Origin of the sequence: Haloferax mediterranei ATCC 33500, from assembly GCF_000306765.2 — an archaeon.
Taxonomy (GTDB): Archaea; Halobacteriota; Halobacteria; order Halobacteriales; family Haloferacaceae; genus Haloferax; species Haloferax mediterranei.
Window position 1 is genome coordinate 266,946 of the sequence record NC_017944.1, and the last position, 22,022, is coordinate 288,967.

Sequence of the window (22,022 nt, forward strand, 5' to 3'; positions counted from 1 at the left end):
GTTTGCTAACAGACGATGGTGATAAATGTTGGCTTCTCGTACATTCGCGGTGGGTAACGTGGCGGCTATTGTCCGAAGCAGGGTGACCAGGAATAGGGTTATTCAGGACAAGGTTGTCTAGATGGGTTCTCTGGGGTGCTACAGAAGAGACAGTACGCCTCACGAAGAGACAGTGAAGGGTAGTACACACCCCGTCAAACACCGGCCTCGACTGCCCCCGCCGCGGGGCTTAATTTACCGGCGGCGTAACCAACGCTATGGGAAGTACGCAAACAGCAACGTTCGGCGGCGGCTGTTTCTGGTGTGTCGAAGCTGCGTTCAAGGAACTCGACGGCATCAGCGAGGTTACGTCGGGATACGCCGGCGGCGAAGTCGAGAGTCCGACATACGAACAGGTTTGCTCGGGAAACACTGGCCACGCTGAAGTCGTACAAATCGAATACGACCCGGCTATCGTCGGATACGATGAACTACTGGAAGTGTTCTTCGCCGTCCACGACCCGACACAACTCAACCGTCAGGGTCCGGACGTTGGGACGCAGTACCGCTCTATCGTTCTCACTCATGACGAGGACCAAAAGCGACAGGCAGCAGCCTACATCGAGGTACTCGACGAGGAGTACGACGACGAGGTCGTGACCGAGTTAGCTCCGTTAGAGACGTTCTACGAAGCCGAACAGTACCACCAGGATTACTTCGAGAAGAATCCCAACGACGCGTACTGTCAGTTCCACGCGAGTCCGAAGGTCGAAAAAGTCCGTGAGAAGTTCGCGGAGAAACTCGCCAACTGAGTTGGGGAAAGGAAAACGCAGTAGTCGAAAGCAGTACTACAACACCACTATGTCCGCAGTATCTTTCTAGCATAGCCCGTGAATCTCCTGTTTTTAGAATAGTACATATTTGAAGAAGGTACACACTGTCGAGAGTGTTTAGAGAGCAGGAGATTGTAGAGCGTGTAGAAATCTAAGAGTGCGGAGAGTTTCTGAGCAGTATAGAGTTTCCAGAAGTCGTGGGAGATTCACAATTTGTAAAAATTGTAGAAACTGTGAAGTTTTGAATGGCTGTTTGAACTAGGGAAATTGTAGACATTGTAGAAATTGTAGAGATTCCAGAGATTGAGAGGAAAAAGGAGATCGCAGGGATTGTAGAAGTCATAGACAGTGTAAAAGGGACAAACACTATAGAAATTGCAGGAATTGTAGAGATTCCAAGAATTCCAAGCATTGTAGACATCAAGAGCAGTGTGAAGACTGTAGAGATTGTAGCGTGTTCAGAATTGGAGAACATCTGACGCAGACGACAATTGGTACAGAAGGTGCAAATTTCAGACTGTCCGGCAAGCGCGGAGTCGTGAAAACAGTCATTCATGCTGTGACTACCAATGAGATTAGGGCAGTAAATAAGGTGCTAGCACTACAAACATTTTGGAATTTTCACAATTTTCACAATTTCTGAAAGTTATAAGCTGTTTTAACAGTCTTAACAGTCTCGACGGTTCAAAAGTCGTGGATACAATTATGTACCAACGGGGAAAAGGTGATTTTGAACCTCCAAATGTCTACACAGTCCGCAATGCAGACAAGGTTTGCACCATCCAAAGAGCCGACACAGCTCACACATTGTACAAATTGTGGAATGTTCCAGCAGTGGGAGGGTCGATAGATGTCGCGAGCGGTGAGCGTCTCACTCCAGAAAGGCGGCGTCGGGAAGACGACGATTGCGATTAATCTCGCGGACGCGCTCGCAGTGCGCGAAAACGACGTCCTTCTCGTCGACCTCGACCAACAGGGGAACGCAACCGAAGGCGTCGGAATGAAAGACGCCTACGAGTCGGCGGACCCAAACATCGGTGACGTGTTGACTGACGACGACCCAATCGACGTGAAAGAGGTGATACACGACCGCGAGCACTTTGACGTGCTGCCAGCGCATGTCGACCTCGACGATATCGAAGACCGGGTTCGAAACTCGACGTTCGGAGTACTCTGGGTCCGCCGCCGAATCGTCGACCCGCTGCTCGACGGCGAGTACGACTACCTCGTCATCGACTCGCCACCGAGCCTCGGGCCGCTCTCCGATGCAGCACTCATCGGCACCGGAAACGTCGTGGTACCACTGCTAATGAGCGAACCGAGCGTAAGCGGGTTCGAGCGTATGTTCGAACAACAAATCGCACCGATTCGTCGCGAGGTCGACTTGGATATTCTAGCAATCGTCCCTAACGACCTCACCGGAAACAACGAAGAGCGACGAATCATCCGCGATCTCGAATCGTCACCATTCGAGAAGTTCATCCCTCGGTTTGCACAGTCGGACCTGTTCGACGATCCCGAATCGAAAGGACCGGGAATCCGGCACCGAATCGCCTTCAGTCGCGCATGGCGCGACGGAAAAACGCTCCGTGAGTACGACCCCACGAGCGACATGCTCGACCGACTCGACGAACTCGCGGAAATCGTCGAACAGGGTGGCCGAGACGATGCCTAAGGAAAACCGGTTCGCCGGTCTCGGCGAGGCGATGGAGTCAGAGGATGATAAAGAGACGGAAGACGAAGTCGAGAGTACGGTGGATACAGCGGATGACGTGGAAGCCAGTGGTGCCGAAACAGCCGGTGAAGTTGTCGAAACAGTCGGTGAAACCGAGACAAACAGCGGATCCGAACCGATTGAGAAGTCCAATTCAGCCAGTGAAGTTGAATCGGCGGGCAAAGTCGAGACAGCCGACGAGTCGCAGTCCTCAGAAACAGATGCGGTGGGCGACCCAGTAACCGATAGAGCCGCCGAAGAGGAATCTGAAGGAGAGGCTAGAACAGAGACTGAAACGGAGCCAAAAGACAACGAGTCGTCGGGGTCCGTTAGTCGAAAGGAGGTTGACACGACAGAGGAAGACGAGTCAGAGACTGACAGCGAAGATGGACCCGCATTCGAGTTCGAAGCGACCACCGCGAAAAGTATCTACGTCCGAACGCCGACGCTCGACTGCATGGACGACGCCGAGTTCGAAGTCGAGTCGCTACTTCGACGCGAACACGACATCCGCGATTTGACCGGTCGCGAATTCCACGACGCACTCGTTCGTGTCGCGGCGAACTACCCCGACGAAATCGTTGCGGCCATCCTCGAAAGCCGAAACGAGTGAGAAACGAGAGCGAAACGGAATTCAATATTCACTCGAAATTACTGGATACGATATCCACTCCAAGGTGTGTTTCTCTGTTTTGAGAGTGTTATCCGAGACATCCCCGAATGAGACTCGGCGAGAACAGCGGACAAAGTGGTGTTCATCGAAATCGACAACAACAGATTTGGTAGTCGTTTAGTGAAACAAGAGCGTGTAATCGGGACACGGCAGTACATGGTACACCACTATGTCCGCAGTTAGTCCAAGACGTATTCCCGAAATTTTCAGACGGCATAACATTGAATGTGTACTGTTTCCTGAATCTGTACCGCAGCCAACGAGAATATCGACGCTAATACCGACGCTAACGTTATCGGTAGTACCACGATCACCACCAACACCACTGTGTCCGCGGTTATAATCGTGGCACCCACACGAGCGAAATTGTTGAGCCTGTCAGTCAACGTCAAACGGCGAAGGGACACCACATTGTCCGCTGTTCTTATACCAGCGTCGCCGTATTTACACCCACCTGACATCTCCCCCGTGCTAAAGCGCGTCACCAGAACGCAAAGCGTTCTGGTTGCCCGTCAGACGCTATCTGGCGACGAGGGTTCCCGAGCATTGGAATATTAAGATTCGCAACCCGCCTGTTCGCTCGGTGCGAAGCGCCCCGAGGTTTGGTTGAACAGGTGGACTGCTGGCCGTGCCAAGCGACCGTTACTCATATCCCCTGTCGAGGGATTCTGAGTTATCTCTCGTCGGATATTCACCGCGCCGTTCACGTCGGCGTTCATCGTCGCTCCACACGACTCACAAACATACAATCCACGCTCCACTCGGTTCGCGTCACGCTTCCGTCCACAGCACGAACACGTCTTCGACGTGTCTCGCTCGCTCGTGCGGTCAACGAGGATGCCGTGTTCTTCTGCTTTGTATTCCAAGAGCGTTGTGAAGCGGTCGAACTCCCATCCGTGGAGTTGCTGTTCCCACACTTGCCCCAATTCCGAGACTCGCCGTTCTCGTCCTCACGAATCCTCTCAGGTCGCTAACAGCGATGCGACCGACCACGTGGTCGATGCACCGCTCTACGACGTGCTTGGTGAGGGCGTGCAGGAAGTGGTCTTTCTGACGCGAGAGTTTCTGTCGGACGCGAAGCGCACGGCGTAACGGCCGTTCTCGCCTTCAGTGTCGTACCCGTCACGAGTGAAGTAGTGCTTGTTCTGTTTCAGCACATTCCCCGGATACAACTCGGCATCCCCGTCGTCGTAGGCGATGGCGAGGTAATTCCTGATACCGAGGTCGATACCTGCGGTGTTGTCTCCCGATGTGTTCTCACGGGGATTTCGACCTTGCAGACGAGGTGAAGTTCCCAACGGTCACCGTTCCACACGCCTCACACTTGCTGGATGTTCTCCACGGTCACGTCAGGTCGTGTTTCGTACTGTGCGAGGATGAAGTCTGAGCGGTGCTGTTTGAGGTTGAAGCCTTTGCTCAGACGGAGTTGGTTGTGTTTGGAATCGTGTTTGATACCCATTTGCTTCCACGTCACGGTGGAGCGCGGGTGATTATCGTCTCGTTTCCGGTGCCGAGTGGGTTCGCGTCGGTATCGCCGTTCTTGCGCTTTTTGAACCAACCGTTGAACGCCTCATGAAGGGCGGGTTTTAGCCTCGAATTTTTTATAATTGGAAGGGAACCAACCCCACAATGTCCGCAGTAATTCACAGTTAAATAGGGCTCTTCCGTGGTTTCCCGGTGGGTATCCTCATCCGGGTGGGTACCCACATACCTAAATGAAGTCGTCGAGCGTACTCGCTTTGTCACCCTCGAGATAGGGTTCGACCGTCTCGTGGACACCGACGAGTTCGATCGTGTCACGCATCGCCGAAATGATGAGGCTAACATCCATGTCGAGAGCGTACTCGCGGTACGTACCTCCACGTCGACCCTCGTTGCGCTCTGTAACGGAGACGATACCGAGCATCGCGAGCTCGCTTAAGTGGTCTCGCATCCGACGCGGGACAAGTGGGTCTCGGTTGGCGAGTTCAGTAAACCGCGTGTATCGCGGCCGAACGTCTCGTGATCGAATCGGCGTTTCATCCTCCAATTCGAGCGTCAACAAAGAGTACAGTACCAAGTGTCCGTGCTCGGTAAGTCCGTTGATTCCCTCCTTGATTCGACCACGCTCGAGGGCTCGTCGACCGCGTTTGACGTGTTCTTCTTGGATACGATCCGTGTCGTCGTCGCGGGCTAGGTCACCGGCCTTCATCAGCAGGTCAATAGACTGGCGAGCGTCACCGGCGTCTTTCGCGCCGTAGGCAGCACACAGCGGAATCACCTCGTCTGCGAGGACGCCCTCACGGAACGCGACTTTGGCCCGTTGTTCGAGAATTGCACGGAGGTTTTTGGCGTTGTAGGCCGGGAAGTGAATTTCCTGCTCGCACAGCGAGCTTTTGACCTTTGGAGAGAGGTCGTCGCGAAAGGAAAAGTCGTTTGAGATACCGATGAGTCCGACCTTGGCCACGTCTAGGTTTCCATTCGCGCGTGCGCGAGGGAGTTGGTAAAGAATGCTATCGTCGTTAACGTGGTCGATCTCGTCGAGGACGATAATGATAGTCCCACCGCACTCGTCGAGTTCCTGCCAGAGCATCTCGTAGACCGAGCCGAGGGGGTAGCCCGTCGTGCTAATCTGATTCGACTCGGACCGGAACTCGTTGACGAGACGGGTCGCGATTTGATACGAACTCGTGAGTCCGTCACAGTTCAAGAAGACGACGGTGAGATGGATGTCGTCGTAGTGACTCGCATCCTCGCGGAGGTGGCCGAGCAAGTACCGCGACGCGGCAGTCTTCCCCACACCGGTTTTCCCGTAAAGGAAGATGTTGTTCGGCTGTTCACCGTTGATAACCGGTTGAAGAGCTGCCTGAAAGGTACGGAGTTCCTCGTCACGCCCCACGAGTTCCTCGGGTTGGTAGTCCTCACGAAGAGCGTCCCGGTCCCGATAGATCTCGGTATCCCGCTCGAACAGGGGCATATTAACACGATTAGACCACATTGTTGATAAAACCACCGTGTCCGGAGTGTCCGCTGTTCTGTTTGTTTATATACTAGGCGGGGGACACACCCCCTCCACTTTGTCCGCTGTTCTTGGTATCAAAGGTGTACCAGTAAGTAGACGGAAGCATATGATTAAGGCAATCTTTATACCCATGCTTGTTAAACCATATCCGTAGTGGAACTAATCTAATAATATACAAGGTATCAACTAACTTTATTCAGCGGAGATTACCCAAACAACCGACACAAAAAAGCGTTTCTTCGTCGGGGGATACCCTCTCAACCCGAGAACAGCGGACAAAGTGGTGTGAGTGTTCGTCTTCCCGACTACGAATTTCGACTCCGGTCACCGATATTTCGAGTTACCAATCGCTATTTCGTTCAGGCTGTCTCATTCAAATCAGTTGTACCCATCTCACGCCTCGAACTGCGGACATGGTGGTGTCTATGTCAACAAGTCTGATGTTGAGCTATCACTCGGGGAGAACCCGAATAGAGCAATCGAATTGTCTATCCAATCTTTCACTCGCCTCTCATCTTGTCGTGGAGTATCCCACTACTATGCCCTCTTCCTCGGATTAACTGCGGACAAAGTGGTGTTGGTGGTCCGTCCACAGCAGAGTTCGATAGTTTCAACGAAATACCTTGTTGACCCCGAGGCGTGGTAGTTAGAACAACGACCGATAGCCGAACCCGTGTCCAGTTGTCCACGTGATTTCATGGTCTTCGCCAGTGTGGACTGTCTCGACAGTTGTCGCCACCGACCGTACGCCATCGGCAAGGCCTTCCCATCCAAGTGTATATCTCCCATGCGAACCGAGTTCTGTGGACTCACGGAAAGGCGGGCTATCGGTAATGCGTCCTGTGGGGAGTTTGAATGTGGCATTACCGTTGTCAAGTTCGACATCGACGCGTGATGACGAATCGGCTGCTGTCGTTCCCGTGAGTCCCGGGTTTTCGATGCGCGCTGACCCCGTCTCCATACCAACTTTGAGGTAATGCGTCCGAAGAGGTTCTGTGACGAGGTGGAACGGGTCGGCAACGTACGTCAAATTACGATTGTCGGCGGCGGCCCACAGGAGGTGTCGGTAACGCGTCTCGTCAGATTTAGTCTCAACGCGGTACGTCACGGCCGCCGAGTCAACGCTACAACTGCCATCGAATGCGTCTTCATCATCGTATTGTTTCGACATGTTCTTGGTGTCGGCTGTGACGAACCCGTCGTATGTCGGGTCTCCGGTACCGAATACCCCGGCGTCACCGTACCGGTCAGTCATCTTCTGGACGTACTCACGGAATTCGTCTTCGCCCATCAGCAGCTGTTTTTTGTCTAACGAGAGCGTGTTATAACTGCCGCCACCGCTCTTTGTCATGATGTCGTCATCTGTCGCTGTGGCAACTCCGACGAGACCACTGGACGCTACCGTTCCGACACCGATTGTTTTGAGGACCGTTCGTCGGGTGCTGGAGGTTTCGTTAGGGGACACACACAAACTATCTCGCCATAATGTTAAAAAATTACCACAAATTCTCTCCCGTTTACAGCTTCAGAGAGCGGTTTGATTCGGGTCAGTTCCTACCTAGAGGGACCCCTGAACACTCTCGAACATATCTTGGAAACTAGTTTCTCTTCACCGATTACGTGTCGGCTTCGAACCCTTACGGGCGTAACTATCGGGTAAGCGTGAGAGATGGCGCAGGTTATAGCGCAACTGACCAGTGTTGCTACTCCCAAGCGGTGAACTCAGCGAGGTCTCAGTTGGTTAGTCTGGCGGAACCAACGCCGAAGCGACGATCTCGACACAGTCGCCCGTAGTCAGCACAGGTGCATAGTCCATCTCCCCATCGACGCCAGCTTTCAGCAAGAAGTCGGTGAGCCGCCAGATGTTGTACAGCAGCACGGCGAACACGAAGTAGAACAGCCGGACGCAATAGTCCTTCGAGGAGGTCTTCGCGAGGAAATCGCCTCTTGATGGATCTGTACTCGTTTTCGATCTGCCATCGTCGACTATACCGACGACAGAACGTCTCAGCTTTGTCGGGTACGACTCGGAGATTCGTCGCAAAGACAGTCGTTCCTTCGCCGCTCGCCGACGGCACGTACAAGAGTCACATCGGATGCGATCCCGCCTCGACGTGGACGGAGGCCGGCCCAACAGCTACCTCTTGGTCGTCGTCGTCCATCCGCTTGAGTACGTCCCGCTTGGAGCTGGTGTTCCGTTTCGGGATGAGGTAGTTTCCATTCAGGTTCGAGAGCGTCTGAAACACTCCCATCGAATCGAACTCCCGATAACAGAGCACCGTCTCGACAGGGATGCTTTCTGCCTTTAAGTGACCGGGCAGCTAATGTTCGATATGTCTCGCATCCAGTTGCAGGTCAATGGCCTGCCGATGGATGATTGGCTAGCCGACACCTTGACCGAGTTCCCGGACGCGATGGGTTCACTATAGTAGCGTTTGCAAGTCATTGTACACTAGATCGACCGCTGTCGTGTGATTGGATGTGTCACCAGTTACAAACGCTACTATCGGAGAAGAGCCAGTCATTCCTGCTGCTTCCACATTAACTATTCATATAACTAACAAACAATATCTGATGCGTGTCGCAGCTTTCAGCGATTTCACTGGCCCAAATAGCATTTCGATTATCGATCGGCCAATACCTGAACCCGATAGACATGAGGCTGTGGTCGAAGTCGAGGCGTGTGCGATCAATCGTCACGACCTCTGGATTCTCGAAGGTGATTCAGCGGTGATAGATACGAGCGACCTGCCGTTCGTTAGTGGTCTTGACCTCGCAGGAACTGTCCAGAACATCGGTGAAGACGTTACTGGCGTCGAGTCCGGTGACCGTGTAGTACTCTGCCCGAACGTAACGTGCGGGACATGTCGCTACTGTCGGGAGGGTCCGGAAAATCTCTGTGAAAATCACTCGCTCTATCACGGAGGACTTGCCGAGGCTGCCCGGGTACAGGCTGACCGTCTCGTCCCCCTTCCGGATTCCGTGAGTACGGTTGAAGCGGCCGCTCTGCCGACAGCCTACATGACCGCGTACCATATGCTTCGCCGACTAGAAACCGGACCGACTGACCTCGTGTTTATTCCCGGTGTGACTGGAGGTGTCGGGGTCGCCGGTGTGCAACTCGTAGCCTCCCTTGGTGCCCACAGCATCGGGACGTCTTCGTCTCAAGTAAAACTCGACCGCCTCAAATCGCTCGGCCTTGACTACGCAATCAAAAGCACTGACCCAAACGAGATTGAGGATGCGGTCACTAACATCGGCTCGGTTGACGGTGTGCTTAACCACCTCGGAGGAGAGTACACCCAGCTTGGGTTGGATGTATTGCGTCGTGATGGCCGGATGGCGGTCTGCGGGCGGACAGCTGGTAATAAATCTGTAATCGACATCCCTGATCTATTCCTCGGCCACAAACGCGTCATCGGGAGTACAATGGGAACGCAGCGTGACTTGGAGACCCTGATAGGACTGGTTGCATCCGGTTCTCTCACACCGGAGATCGACGAAACCTACTCGCTTGAGGATACTGAAGCGGCGTTCGTGGCGATGCAGGACCGCGAGAGCGTCGGAAAGCTCGTTGTCACCCCCTAGTTCATTCTTTCTAAATAGAACGGTCAGAATAGAGGTTACCCATACGTGACGCTCAGTCCACTATCAACAGAAATGATTTGACCAGTCGTCCACTTGACATCACGGTTCACTAAGTAAGCGATCCAGTCTGCTATGTCTTTTGAATCACCGCGTCGTGATAACGGAATCTAATCGCGCTCTTGAGCCTTCTTGTTGCTCCTTGAAGACACAACCTCGGAGGATGGTTTTGATGCGTGCATTCTGTTCCCAGTAGCTGACTATGAAACGGGTGCAGTACCGCAGTTCCCCTTATCACTCAGAAAACGTTTCTATAGTAGCGTTTGCAAGTCATTGCACACTCGCTCGACCGCTGTCGTGCGATCGGATGTGTCACCAGTTGCAAACGCTACTATAGCTCACCTTTCTAACCGTTCGAAAATCACCGGACGCTACCCTAATCAGTTAGTCACTGAATGAAACGAAGGCACGCATCAGATCCCAAACTCCGAAACTGTGGTTCTCCTCATCTCGATTCAATAATATCGTCGTATGAAGTTTATACTGTACAACGCTGAGAGGACCGGAAACAGCGGACATCGTGGTGTCCAATCGGATTTTTAGTGTGATACTTGTGTGGGTGACTCATGCTACCGCGTGTATCCGATAAGTTATCCGTCTTCGTCTCTGAATAAGACTGTGAGTGAAAATCAAGGGCGTCGAAATCTTCGAATGCCCAACGACAACGAACTGTTCGCAGTCGTCACTGAGCACAACGGTGGTAATCACGTTCGAATCCGCTGTGAGGACGGAGAGAACCGAATGGGACGCATTCCCGGCCGGATGAAATACCGAACGTGGATTAACGAGGGCGACGTCGTGCTCGTCGAACCATGGGACTGGCAGGACGAGAAAGCCAACATCGAATGGCGCTACACCGGCGAAGACGCGGACCAACTCCGACGCGAAGGCCACATCCAGTAACCATTCTCTCGAAAGGGGAGTTTATCTTAATAGCTCGCTGAGACGTGCGTCTCGAATTGTAGTTCGACATATCTGACTGCTTGTCGCCGGTTGTTACTTACTTAGAGAGCACCAATCTCGTCAATCGAGCGAGTAGCTCTCACTACATGCCCATGCACGTCGTCGAATTAACCGAACCCAGGAACTTCGAGCACAGCAAACGTCCACGGCCTACCCCAAATTCGGGCGAGGTACTCGTCCAAATCAGACACGTCGGTATCTGCGGCTCGGACGTACACTACTTCGAGCACGGCCGTATCGGCGACTACGTCGTCGAATCACCGCTCATCTTAGGCCACGAGAGCGCCGGCGAAGTGGTCGAAGTTGGAAGCGGCGTCGACCATCTCAGCCCCGGCGACCGTGTTTCCCTCGAACCCGGAATCCCCTGCGGTGAGTGCGCCCGATGCCGCGCGGGGACGTACAACCTCTGTCCTGACGTGGTGTTTATGGCCACACCGCCGGACGACGGTGCATTCGCGGAGTTCGTCTCGTGGGATGCTGATTTCGCTTATCGGCTCCCGGAACCTGTGTCAACGCGTGCCGGCGCACTCTGTGAACCACTCAGCGTTGGCATCCATGCGACCCGGCGAGGCGAAATCGGTCTCGGAGATACTGTTCTCGTCACCGGTGCTGGTCCTATCGGGATGATGGTACTCAAAGCGGCCCGCGCGGCTGGTGCCAGCGATGTCCTCGTTTCCGATGTCGTCCCGTCGAAACTCGACCGCGCGCGAAACGCAGGTGCAGCAACCACGGTAAACGTCGCCGACGAAGACCTGACGGACGCAGTAGCAGCGTTCACTGACGGCGAAGGCGTCGATGTCGTTGTCGAGGCATCCGGTGCAGCGGCGGCTATCGCCTCGACTACCGAGGTGGTTCGACGGGGTGGGACGATTGTCTGTATCGGACTCTCTCAGAACGACGATATCCCAATCGCGACCAACGAACTCGTCGACAAGGAACTCGACCTCCGTGGGTCGTTCAGATTCAGGAACACGTACCACACTGCTATTTCGCTTCTCGAACAGGGAGCTATCGAGGTCGAAGATATCATCGACTTCGAGATGTCGATGCGTGACCTCACCGCCGCGTTCGAACGGGCGCAAGAACCCGACGTGTGTAAGGGAATGGTGGAACTCCCCTCTGAGTGAGCCTTTCTGGCCGCTTCGAACAGCGGACATTGTGGTGTTGTCTCTGCCGGAATCGGTCACTCAAACACGTCGACGAAGCGGGGGTCAGAAAGCGTTCGCAACGCCGATGGTGTGAGCCGAAATACCGCTTCTGGAGTCCCCGCGGCGGCCCATATCTCTTCGAATGTGTCGAACGTCGGATCGGCGAGTACGGGGCACTCAGTTGCGTGACAGGTGGGTGGCACGCCGCCGATGCTCCAACCAGTCGCGCGTTTCACCTCGGATGCACCCGCGCTTTGGACTGCATCCGCCTCGACGCCGAACTCGGCACCTAACGCGGCTTCATCGACGCGATTGGCTCCGCTCGTGAGGACAATCACTGTCTCGTCGCCGACGCGCATCACGATGCTCTTGACGATTTGCGCAACGTCGCACCCGATTGCTGCCGCCGCATCGCTCGCCGTCTTCGTTCCTTCAGGGAACTCTTCGATGGCCGCTTCGAAGCCGTGGGCCTCCTGTACTTGCGTGGCGAACTGTCGCGCCGTGGGATGCATACGCACCGCTTCTGCGGCTTCCGATAAGAACGTTCGCCGCCGGGCAGGATTTGTATCGGGATAATGTCGGCTCTCACAGATGTAATTTCGAATAAAATTTCGTGTCTGGTTCGAGTTTATTGTTCAGCGATTGCTGCTTCGATTACGAATTTAGGCGGTGTAGGTCCACTTCTGCAGGGTTGCAGAGGTGGAACCTGACTCGGAGGTCCAGATGACGCGGATGGTTTCGCCACCAGTTAACGGGTTGCTGGAGGTCGTAACATCTGCGCTGTCACCGGCATTGATTGTATCGTCTGTCCACGAGACTGTAGCACTCGAGTCGACGCCGTCACCGGTAACCGAGACTCGGTCTGCATCGATAGGGTCACCACTCTCGTGGGTGATTGTCACCGTTTCTGCTCCGTCGTAGTCGAAGCTGAAACTCGCCTGCGGTGCCGAGTTGCCGACTTGGTCGCCGAGACCAAGGACGAACGTCCCAATGACGGCGGCGAGGATGACGGTAATCGCGACCATCAGGATGACCCCGATGACCGGCGAAACTGCACGTGACTCTGTGAAGATTCTCTTGATGTTCATGATGTTTCTCCTAGGCACGTCGGGCGACAGACGGTCGTTCAAAAAATGTGAATCGACACTTGGGTAGTCTGGCGCTCGAAACCTTATGGTTATCAGAACGTTCTCCATAGATATAAATTCACGCTGAGAGATCATTTCACTCGTCATGGGCACCGACTGATGACCTCCCGACTCGCGGCGCTGTGGCTCCGTGGTAGATGTAGTTGCGTTTGCAACTGGTGACACAGCCGACCGCACGACAGCGGTCGGTCGAGTGTGTACTGACTTGCAAACGCTACTATAATTCGATTCGAACGTTCAGAGGTGGTACTCGCGACTATCTGGATGGTACTGGTAACCGGTGAGACACTAGTAACTGGTGAGAGTGTGACCGAGGTGTGGGTGTCGTCTGGGCACCCTATGCTCGGCGGAACCGTCGGCACCGTCCGGTCATCTGTACGCCACGTCGATGTCCGTGGCCGTCACGTACACTCGTTCCGTGTTCACAGAACAGGTCAACGTGTCCCCCGAGATGGGACCGCACGTGACGCCGTCGCGCGCCTCGAAGGTCCGTCGCCACGCTTCTGCGCGGGGCGACGTAATCGAGATATCCACGTCGTGGGGTGTGTTCTCGGCGACCACGACGCGAGCGTCTTTTCGAACCGTCACGACTCTCATCGTCCCCTCGACGCCGCTCGGGCCGCTTCCCTGCTGGAGGTTGACGATGGGAAGGACGACGCTTCGGTTCGAGACAAGCAGTCGTGGTTCGCTAGCCATCACGACACCATCGCCGTCGTCGCGGACGACCGCACCGTTGACGTAGACGAGTTCCGTCCCCTCGCCGGACCGATAGACGAGGGGCCTGACGGTTTGCGTCTCCGAGAACGAGTCTCCACCGGCATCTGTCCCGTTCACTGTGACAGTTATCGGCTCACCGAGAGCGAATTGACCCTCGGTGAGGCGGAGACGCGTCGACCTACTTGGGGCGTCGTTCCGGACGAGGTCGTCGACGTTGTCGGCTAGCGACTCCATTCCGCGCTCGACGTTCGAGACGCGCTGGTGGTCCTCGATGTCCGCGATGGCTGGATACACCGTCATGGAGACGAGGACGATTGCCAGCATGACCACGCCGAAAATCAAGGCGAATCCCATCGTTTCGGACACCGCTCTGTCGTCAGTCACGGAGGACCACCCCCTCGGATGTCCCCGAATCGTACTCGATGTCGACAGGACCACCGCGGACGGTACCTGATTCTATCGGCGTTTGCGACTGGAACCTGACTCTCACCACGACATCCGGGTCGGAACTCTGAAGCGTGAGTTGGTACAGGTCACCACCGATGGGTGAGACGGTAATCGTGTATCGACTCCCGACCGCCCGATCCGGGAGGTCACTCCGAAGGCTGACCGAACTGCCTGTCTGGCTTGCGAGTCCATCGACGGTAGTCAGGTCGTTTGCGAGTCGGTTGCCGACGACGTCGAGTTGCGAGCGGACGCCGCGTTCTTGTTGGTCGGTTACGAGGCCACCGACGCCGAACACCAGTGTCGACACGAGAATCGATACGACACCGAGCAGCATCACGTAGTTCAGCGCGATGGTGGTGGCGCGGTCAGTCATCGCTCTCACCCGGAACGACTCGAAGCGCTGTCGTGTTGTACATCAGCTGTGGCGTCTCGTATGTTACCGACACGTTCGTCGAGTAGATACTCGGCGAGACGGTCGGCCCTCCGGCGGCGTACCGCGTGTCGTTCGTGACGCTCGTATCGACTTCCTGTTCGTACGTGCCTTCGCCCAGACTCCCGTTTTCGTAGGAGATACTGTACGGACCGGAGAGCCCGTCAGCGAACCCGGGGAACGAACACGCCCCGTCGTCCATCGTTCCCGCGGAGAGGTTGACGACGGCTGAATCGGCTGCCACGCGGCAGGTGTCCGTGCCGCTCGGTGCGACGACGGTCATCTCGATTTCCGAGCCGTCCTCCGTGAACGACGCTCGCCACGTGTCACTCCCGTCGTCCGCGACGATTTCGAAGCACCCGCTCGAACAGTCCGACGACAGGCTCGTTCGCGAGACGTTCATCCGGTAATCTCGCGTCTGTGTGACCGACGATGCGAGTGTCCAGTTTTCGGTCCCGGTCGCGTCAGAGAAATCCCGAGTCGTCGTCTGTTCGATTCGGGAACCCCGCTCCATACTCCTGTAGTTGACCGACGTGCTGACTCCTTCTCCTGCGCTTCCGCGAGCGGCCACCGCGTCCCAGTCGTTCACGGCGGTTTTGAGGGCGTCTTTGAGGTCGGCGTAGGAGGTGTTGTTACGGCGGTTGACTGACTCGACAGTGCCGCCGACACCGCGGCGAACGCTGTGTTCGAACCGGACGGCGTCCCGTCCGTCGTGGACGTCGGTGCTTTCCGTCGCGAGGGTCTCGGTCTGCGCTGCCCCGTTCAGAACCAGCGCCAGCGACAGGACGAGCACCGCGATTGCGAACGCCCCCACGAGGAGGAGTTGAGCGCGGTCACGGCCGCTAGCGGTGTCTCGAACCATCGGATTCAGACGGACCATACGACCACCTCCACGCGGACAACGTTGTAGACGGGACTATCAGGGGCGGCGTCCGGCGCGTAGAAGGACTCCTCCGGCACCGATTCGAGCGTCGTATTCGTCGAGTTACCGGATGCGTCGAGCAACGCGTCGTCGTCGTACAGCGTGACCGTTCGCGTCGCCCGAACGGCGTCGTCACTCGGTGTCCCCTGTCGGACCATCGGTACTCGCTCTTGTTCTCCGCTCGCGTTAGTGTAGACGATGTCTACGTTGAACGTGACGGCGCGGTCCCCGAACGTCTCGTTCAGTAGCTCTCCGAACGCCGTCGGCGGGCCGCCGGCGACGTAGTACCGCTCGTCTTCCGTCCTGTGGAACGCCCCGTCTGACTCGTCCCAGTACAGAAGCGTCGACCGGAGAGAGCCGTTGGCGAACGCGGCGTCGAGTACTCCCACGGCGACGCCGTGTTGCTGTTCGGGAACCTGTTGACTCGCAGTACTCGCCGTAAGCGGGGTGATTCCGGCCGCCTGCGTGACGAAGACGACGCTCCCGAGGAGGAGCAACGCCGCTGCGACCGATTCCAGTGTGAATGTCTGTGCGCGGTCCGTCATATTACCACACCCTCACTTCGAGAATCGCCGGCTGGTCGTCGACCATGACGGTTCGGCGTTCGACCGCAACCGAGCGCTGCTCCTGTGGAACCGCCGGTCCGACGGTGAGTGGGTCACTACCGCAGGCACCGACGTCGCCGCCGTTGTAGCAGAGTACCTCCGTATCGGCGTCACCAGAGACGTTCCACTGGAGAGTGGCGTTCACTTGGTACGTCTGGTCGACACCGACTTGGTCGGAAAGTGGGTCGCTCGTCGAGAACGGACAGCCGCTCCCACCGGTGCCGACGAAGAACGCGCCGGTACATTCCACGCTGAGGAATCCTGGGTCACCCTCCGCGACGAGAAGCGAGTCCGCGAGCGTCGACGAGACTCGTTCGGCCACGAGTGGTGTCTCCTGGTCATCGTATGGCGCGAGCAGTTGCGGCATCGCGGCGATGACGAAGGAGAACGCAAAGAGGAAGACGACGATACCGAGAACGAAGTCGATGTTCGTCTGTCCGCGGTTCTCACCTGACCCCCTGAAGCGGCCACGCAAGCTCATCCGACCACCACCCAGACGAGAAGGGAGATAGTGAGCAGTCCAACGATGTACTTCGCGCCCGAGAGGACTCGCGCATCACGCATGTAGCCGCTGACGAGGCCTGTGACGACCGCCTGCAACGTCACTGCGTGGAAGAACAGAAGCGACAGTAGATTCGCGTCGACGGTCGCCGTGAACGACTCGCTCGCACTCGTCGTCCCTTGCTGGGACGACAGTTGGGCGAGGACATCGATAAAGCGAACCTTCAGGATAGCCATGACGCCGAGAAGCGTCAGGTACGTCATCAGGACGATGACTACCTGCATGCGCGTTTGAGAGCGCCGTTCCCGTTCGATGTCGTCTCGGTTCTCTGCGGCTTGTGCCGCCGTCGTCAACACCGACGAGATCTGGCTGGACGCCTCCTGCGCTTTGGTAATGAGCTTGATGGTGCGCGCCAGCGCCGGAAGCTGGTACTTGTTGTTGAACACGACGAGCGATTCAGAGATGTTCATCCCGTAGCTGCTTTTCACGTAGATGACTTCGAGTTCCTCCGCGAACCGACCCGAGGAGGTATCCGCGACTGTCCGAATCGAGTCCAGTAGCGTGAGTCCCGTGTCGTTCGCACTCGAAAGCTTCCGGAGGGCCTCCGAGAGGTTGTCGAGGATGCCGTATCGCGAGCGGATGTTCCACTCGTAGAAGACGACGACGGGGATGCCGACTACGAACATCGGGAGATACATGTAGACGAACGTTCCCCAGACCGGGTTGGCGACGAGACCGTCCCACGTCGTTGGCACCGCGCCCGTCGCGACGGCCACAGTCACCAGCACTACCGCGGCCGGAACCGTGAGCGCGAGCGTGTACGTCGGGTTGTCCCGGAAGAACAGGTCTGGACGCTTGAGGATGTTGAGCGTGTCGAAGCTCCCCTCTCGGCGCTTGATTCGGTCGAAGATGCTATATCGTCCGGTGAACTGCTCGACGAGGCCACGGTTGAATAAGCCGCGACTGGACTCATCTTCAACGGTACGGTCGTCCTTGCTCATCTCCAGTACACCGTCGCCGGGGTCGTCATGCATGACGGTCGACATAATGACGACGAAAATCCCACCGAAGAGTGGGATAAGCACGTACACAGTGACGAAGAGGACCAACTCCTGGCCCTGTCCGAGCATGCTCAGGACGATGAGGACGATGATGAGGAGCAAGGGGAAAAGCGAGAGGGTGACGAACACCTCCGCGAATAGCTCAAGTGTTTCGAGCGTGGTCTCCTGTTCCTGTTTGGCAGTCCGGAAGTGTAGCGTCTTCTTGTCGTCGAGGAAGCGCGTCATGTCGCCGCCGCTGTCGATGACCGAGAGCATATCGGTCAGAAACTGACTCAGCTCGTCGCTCGGTGTCTCGAACGCCTGCTGGCGTATCGCGGAACGATAGTCAGTGTCGAAATACTCCGTCTCCAGCAGAATCGTCTTGAACTCTTGGGCCACCTCGCCGTACGTGTCGTCCGCTTCCGCTATCGCCTCGAATATCTCAAGTTGGTTCATCCCCCCGATGGAGAGTGCGTACATGAACGACACCGCATCCGGGAGAAGCATGTTTATCTCGCGGCGACGGCTGCTGGCCCGCAGATACGGCAGCACGATAGCAGTTCCGAAGCCGATACCGAATCCCACGAGACCGAACACCAATCCGGTCCCGAATACCAAAAGCGGAACGCGGGCGGCCTCGATAATGGCGAGGACGGTCTCATTCGGGACGGGGACTCCGAGTAACGGCCCGACGGCAATCGCTTGACTGACGAACAGGATGTACCCGAGGGTTAACCCGGCGAACCAGAGAGCGAACCCCGACGCTGTTCCGACCGCAAGCGCAACCGAGAGGTACATCTCCACGTTGTACGGCATCCGCGCCTCGCCCAGCTTTCGCTGTACGTCGGCGGCGAATCCGCTGTCTTCACTGAATAGTCGCCGATAGAGAGGATAGAAGATGTCTCCGATCACCTCCAATCTTCGACCGGCGTAGCCGCCTTCTGCGAAACCAAGGCTCATCTGGTCCTCCTCTTACCTACCTTCGGTGGGTTCGTCGTGACTCGACGGTTCGGCGTCCGTAGGTGGCGTCGTCTCACCGTTTGGCGTCGTCCCGTCGTCAATCCTGGTCCCACCATCGGTAGTCGCCTCGTCGTCGACCGCCGCCGGTAGGTCGGGGTCGGTCCCTTCGACGATATCGAAGCCCTGATCTGACTCGTCTGCTTCCGGCTCCGCGGCCTCTGCTGTCTCCCCAGTCTCAGCGGCCTCTGCTGGCTCGGCTCTGGGACTGTCGTCTTCGGGAGCCGCGGCCGCGTACTCGCCGATATCGACGTCTTCGAGTGCCGCAACGAGTGCCTTTATTCGGGAGGTTGATGATTCGGCACCGGCGGCCTCCAGTACCGCGGTCAGGTTGTCTTCGTTGATCTCTGCGCCCGTCTCGTCCAGCAGTAGCGTTGCATACGTGTACTTCATGGTTCTTGGTTCGTTGATTCGTCTCCGCTTCGTTCGTCGTCTGTCGGTTCGTCTGGTTGTGTCTCGCCGCCTGTGTCGGTCGTTCCGCCGTCACCGACCGCCCGGACCTCGCCGTTACTCGCTTCGGACACGGGCGACTCCGCGTCGTCAGGCGCTACGTCGTCCGACTGCAGCAGCGTCGCGCCGTAGAACATGTCCTGAAGGCGCTCTCGTTGTCCGGGTTCAGCGACGATGTTCTCCGTCTCGGCGATATCCGAGAGGACCGTCGCGAGCGATTTCGAGGCATGGCCACGATACTCGGAGAACAGTTCTTCGTCGGCCCGTTCGAGGATGGCCTTCGCTCGTTGGTACGTCTCGCTACCGGGGTCGGGTCGGGGGACGAGTTCCTCCTTCTCCGGGTCGACGTCGATGACGACGCTCTCCATCTTCCGGAGTTCCCCGAGGTGGTCTTCGAGGCGGTCGTTCGCAATCAGCGTCAGGATGGTGTCTGGGTCGTTGAGGAACCCCTGTAGCGTCGCGGCGACCTGCGTGTACTCGTTGAAACCGTTCACGACGAGGTACGCGAGGACGACCTCTCGCTCGAAGAGTTTCCGTTCGAGCGTCTCTTTGTCCCAGCCACGGTCGAACTGTATCTTTCGAAGCGTGTTCGACTTCCCCATCGGCCGGAACTCGTCGTCCTCGGCGTCCCACTGATAGACGTCCTGAACGTTGATTTCGTCGTTCTCGGGGTCGTAGTGGTTGATTTCGGTGAGCGTCTTGTTCCGCCGAATCTTCCGACCCTGGATGCGTGTCTGGGTCTGCACCGAGACGAGGTCGAGCGACGTGAACAGCGTCTTCGAGACGTTGATTGGGTCGGTGGTGAACCGCTTCAGCACCTCGCTGACGTTGTCGGCGTGGAACGTCGTCAGCGTCGTGTGCCCGGTACTCATCACCTGGAAGAGTGTCCGACCTTCTTCACCGCGGACCTCCCCCATAACGATGTAGTCTGGGCGCTGTCGAAGCGCCGCCTCCAGCAAGTCGAACTCGTCGATGTCACCTCTGTCGCTGGTCCCGAACGCGGGACGAGTGACGGAGGCAACCCAGTTTCGTTGGGGGAGTTCAACTTCACGAGTGTCCTCGATGGACACGATTTTCGTGTTGTTGGGGATGAAAAGCGAGACGGCGTTGAGCGAGGTTGTCTTCCCCGATGCCGTGCCGCCTGCGAAGATGAGCGAGCGGTGGTTCTCGATGCAGAGCCACAGGAACGCCATCTGCTCCAGCGAGAACGTCTTCCAGTTGATGAGGTCGACCGGCGTGAAGGGGACGTCCTTGAACTGTCGAATGGTGTAGTTCGTCCCGTGGTCGGAGACGGCCTTTCCGAGTGTGAGTTGCGCACGCGACCCGTCGGGGAGCGTCGCGTCCACCTGTGGCCGTCGTTGGCTGATGCCTTTGCCGGACCGCTGGGCGAGTTTGACGACGAAGTCGTCGAGCTCCTTCTCGCCGTGTTCGATGTTCGTGATGAGCTGTTCGTAGTCCGTATGGTAGACGAAGATGGGCGAGTTGTACCCGTCACAGGAGATGTCTTCGACGTTGATGTCGTGTTTGATGCCGTCGATTCGCTCGTACCCGAGGAAGTCCCGATTGAGCAGGTACAGGAGTTTCTGGACCTGGTATTCGGTTAGGGTATCGGGGTCCTCCGCGAGAACGACAGGTTCCGGTCGTGCCGAAATTCCGTCGAGCTGGCCCTGCATGGCGTCGCCCGGCGTTTCATCCTCTCCGTTGAGGAGACTCAGCAACCCATTGATACGCCTGAGCGGGTTCGTCAGCCCGGACACCTCACCTGCGTACAGGTCATAGCGGTTCAGGAGTCGGTGCGTTTCGCGTTCGAGGACGCTCCGTCGTTCTTCCTCGGACCCGCGGACGATGACGTCGTCGTCGGAGTACTTGATGGCGGTGCGGAGTTTCTTCGAGAGGAACTCCATCAGCGACCGCTCTATCTCGTTTTGGTACGGCGACACCAGGTAGTATTTCTTCTCGTTCTCTCGCAGAGAATGGAAGAGAATGACGAAGGCGTAGGGCTTGTCGACCCAGTAGCGTTCGATTTCGAAGAAGTGGCCCTTCTTGTCCATCGGAACCGATTTCTCGAGGTCGTAGCGATTGGCGAGGGTCGTGTGCCCCTCGCCGGTCGAGAAGAACTCGTCCTCGTCGAATTCGGGGTTGACGTTGACCGTCCGCTTGTCGACGACTGCTCGCAAGTCCCGAGTGGCGTCTGCCGCGTCGTGGAGACGGTCACCGATATCGTCCGGGTCGAATCCGAGATACTCCTCGGGACGGAACGGCACCACCTCTCCCCCTTCGCGCGGGAGAGAGCCGTCTTCGGAGTAGTAGTACTCCCTCTTGAAGTGCTCCCACGTGTACCTGTCTTTGACGACCGGCGCGTCTCCGAGCCATCGCTCGAATCGGCGGTAAAGCGCCTTTGCACGCCCTGCGGCCGTCTCGATTCGGTCGGGGAAACTGTCTGGGTGAAACCCAAGCCACTCACCCGGGTCGAACTCGACCGCATCCCAGTCGGGCGACGACGGGGTTCCCTTCCGTTTTCGGGAACCGAGTCCGAACAATCCACCGTTCGACGACCCGTTCTTTTCGACGTCGCGGTATGCACGAGCGGCGTCGTATCCGTGTTCGCGCATGAGGTCTGCCCAGGTGTATTCGCCGACTGTCACCGGCGTGTCCTCTCGGCCGTCGGTCCATCGGGCATGGCCCTTGCTCGCGTCGCTCACACTTCCACCCCCTCGCCGCTGTGCGGCTCCCATAACTCGTTCTGTTCTCTCCGGCGGAAGCGGTCCTCTATGACCGAATCTCCCCT

At 56.9% G+C, this 22,022-nt stretch carries 18 protein-coding genes and 3 pseudogenes; 6 read left to right on the forward strand and 15 right to left on the reverse strand.

Annotated features, from left to right (window positions below):
* Positions 1-257 precede the first annotated feature (257 nt).
* The 3 genes from msrA to HFX_RS17915 all read left to right on the forward strand — a co-directional run bounded on the left by msrA (position 258) and on the right by HFX_RS17915 (position 3,139).
* Complete coding sequence (gene msrA / locus HFX_RS17905) at positions 258-791, forward strand: peptide-methionine (S)-S-oxide reductase MsrA (RefSeq protein WP_004060879.1); 534 nt, start codon at positions 258-260, stop codon at positions 789-791.
* A gap of 871 nt (positions 792-1,662) precedes the next feature.
* The gene (locus HFX_RS17910; protein WP_004060878.1) at positions 1,663-2,487 is read left to right on the forward strand and encodes a ParA family protein; all 825 of its coding nucleotides are present in this window, start codon (positions 1,663-1,665) and stop codon (positions 2,485-2,487) included.
* Positions 2,480-3,139, forward strand: coding sequence for a hypothetical protein (locus tag HFX_RS17915; RefSeq protein WP_179955382.1), 660 nt, complete (start codon positions 2,480-2,482; stop codon positions 3,137-3,139). Before HFX_RS17910 ends, HFX_RS17915 begins: the two co-directional genes overlap by 8 nt.
* A 614-nt stretch (positions 3,140-3,753) precedes the next feature.
* Here the strand turns inward: HFX_RS17915 and HFX_RS17920 are convergent.
* The 4 genes and pseudogenes from HFX_RS17920 to HFX_RS19490 form a co-directional block, all read right to left on the reverse strand.
* Positions 3,754-4,777: pseudogene (locus HFX_RS17920) on the reverse strand (RNA-guided endonuclease InsQ/TnpB family protein); the annotation flags it as partial.
* Between the two features lie 133 nt (positions 4,778-4,910).
* Positions 4,911-6,155 carry an orc1/cdc6 family replication initiation protein gene (locus HFX_RS17925; RefSeq protein WP_004060871.1) on the reverse strand — a complete coding sequence of 415 codons (1,245 nt, stop codon included), beginning with the start codon at positions 6,153-6,155 and terminating at the stop codon, positions 4,911-4,913.
* A 691-nt stretch (positions 6,156-6,846) separates the two neighbouring features.
* Entirely contained in the window at positions 6,847-7,665 is an 819-nt protein-coding gene (locus HFX_RS17930; RefSeq protein WP_004060870.1) for a hypothetical protein, read from the reverse strand.
* Between the two features lie 276 nt (positions 7,666-7,941).
* Positions 7,942-8,500 (reverse strand): annotated as a pseudogene (locus HFX_RS19490) (transposase); the annotation flags it as partial.
* A gap of 274 nt (positions 8,501-8,774) precedes the next feature.
* Between HFX_RS19490 and HFX_RS17945 the strand changes: the two are divergent.
* Positions 8,775-9,788: an alcohol dehydrogenase catalytic domain-containing protein gene (locus tag HFX_RS17945; RefSeq protein WP_049917542.1), complete on the forward strand. Its 1,014-nt coding sequence runs from the start codon at positions 8,775-8,777 to the stop codon at positions 9,786-9,788.
* A 35-nt stretch (positions 9,789-9,823) separates the two neighbouring features.
* On the opposite strand, the gene HFX_RS20655 is transcribed toward HFX_RS17945, so the two are convergent.
* Positions 9,824-9,955, reverse strand: a complete 132-nt coding sequence (locus HFX_RS20655) for an SDR family oxidoreductase (RefSeq protein ID WP_137685697.1) — start codon at positions 9,953-9,955, stop codon at positions 9,824-9,826.
* A gap of 508 nt (positions 9,956-10,463) precedes the next feature.
* On the opposite strand from HFX_RS20655, the gene eif1A reads away from it, so the two are divergent.
* Both eif1A and HFX_RS17955 read left to right on the forward strand, forming a co-directional pair.
* Complete coding sequence (gene eif1A, locus HFX_RS17950; protein WP_081603741.1) at positions 10,464-10,748, forward strand: translation initiation factor eIF-1A; 285 nt, start codon at positions 10,464-10,466, stop codon at positions 10,746-10,748.
* A 152-nt stretch (positions 10,749-10,900) separates the two neighbouring features.
* Complete coding sequence (locus tag HFX_RS17955; RefSeq protein WP_014732801.1) at positions 10,901-11,935, forward strand: NAD(P)-dependent alcohol dehydrogenase; 1,035 nt, start codon at positions 10,901-10,903, stop codon at positions 11,933-11,935.
* Positions 11,936-11,991: 56 nt separating this feature from the next.
* On the opposite strand, the gene HFX_RS17960 is transcribed toward HFX_RS17955, so the two are convergent.
* The 10 genes and pseudogenes from HFX_RS17960 to HFX_RS18005 form a co-directional block, all read right to left on the reverse strand.
* Positions 11,992-12,468 (reverse strand): YbaK/EbsC family protein, encoded by a 477-nt coding sequence (locus tag HFX_RS17960; RefSeq protein ID WP_004060864.1) that lies wholly within the window; start codon positions 12,466-12,468, stop codon positions 11,992-11,994.
* A 150-nt stretch (positions 12,469-12,618) separates the two neighbouring features.
* On the reverse strand, positions 12,619-13,044 hold the full coding sequence (locus HFX_RS17965; RefSeq protein ID WP_004060863.1) for a type IV pilin: 426 nt from the start codon (positions 13,042-13,044) through the stop codon (positions 12,619-12,621).
* A gap of 429 nt (positions 13,045-13,473) precedes the next feature.
* Positions 13,474-14,205 carry a DUF7289 family protein gene (locus tag HFX_RS17970; RefSeq protein WP_014732802.1) on the reverse strand — a complete coding sequence of 244 codons (732 nt, stop codon included), beginning with the start codon at positions 14,203-14,205 and terminating at the stop codon, positions 13,474-13,476.
* Positions 14,198-14,641 carry a DUF7266 family protein gene (locus HFX_RS17975; RefSeq protein WP_004060861.1) on the reverse strand — a complete coding sequence of 148 codons (444 nt, stop codon included), beginning with the start codon at positions 14,639-14,641 and terminating at the stop codon, positions 14,198-14,200. The genes HFX_RS17970 and HFX_RS17975 overlap by 8 nt, the downstream gene beginning before the upstream one ends.
* Positions 14,634-15,578: a DUF7261 family protein gene (locus HFX_RS17980; RefSeq protein WP_014732803.1), complete on the reverse strand. Its 945-nt coding sequence runs from the start codon at positions 15,576-15,578 to the stop codon at positions 14,634-14,636. Before HFX_RS17980 ends, HFX_RS17975 begins: the two co-directional genes overlap by 8 nt.
* Positions 15,566-16,165: a DUF7288 family protein gene (locus HFX_RS17985; protein WP_004060859.1), complete on the reverse strand. Its 600-nt coding sequence runs from the start codon at positions 16,163-16,165 to the stop codon at positions 15,566-15,568. The genes HFX_RS17980 and HFX_RS17985 overlap by 13 nt, the downstream gene beginning before the upstream one ends.
* 1 nt (position 16,166) lies before the next feature.
* A complete protein-coding gene (locus HFX_RS17990; protein ID WP_014732805.1) occupies positions 16,167-16,706 on the reverse strand; it encodes a DUF7287 family protein in 540 nt (179 codons plus the stop codon).
* Entirely contained in the window at positions 16,703-18,727 is a 2,025-nt protein-coding gene (locus HFX_RS17995) for a type II secretion system F family protein (RefSeq protein WP_004060858.1), read from the reverse strand. Before HFX_RS17995 ends, HFX_RS17990 begins: the two co-directional genes overlap by 4 nt.
* A 108-nt stretch (positions 18,728-18,835) precedes the next feature.
* Positions 18,836-19,177 (reverse strand): annotated as a pseudogene (locus tag HFX_RS20580) (50S ribosomal protein L12); the annotation flags it as partial.
* Complete coding sequence (locus HFX_RS18005; protein ID WP_004060856.1) at positions 19,174-21,936, reverse strand: type II/IV secretion system ATPase subunit; 2,763 nt, start codon at positions 21,934-21,936, stop codon at positions 19,174-19,176. The pseudogene HFX_RS20580 and the gene HFX_RS18005, both read right to left, overlap by 4 nt.
* Between the last annotated feature and the right edge of the window lie 86 nt (positions 21,937-22,022).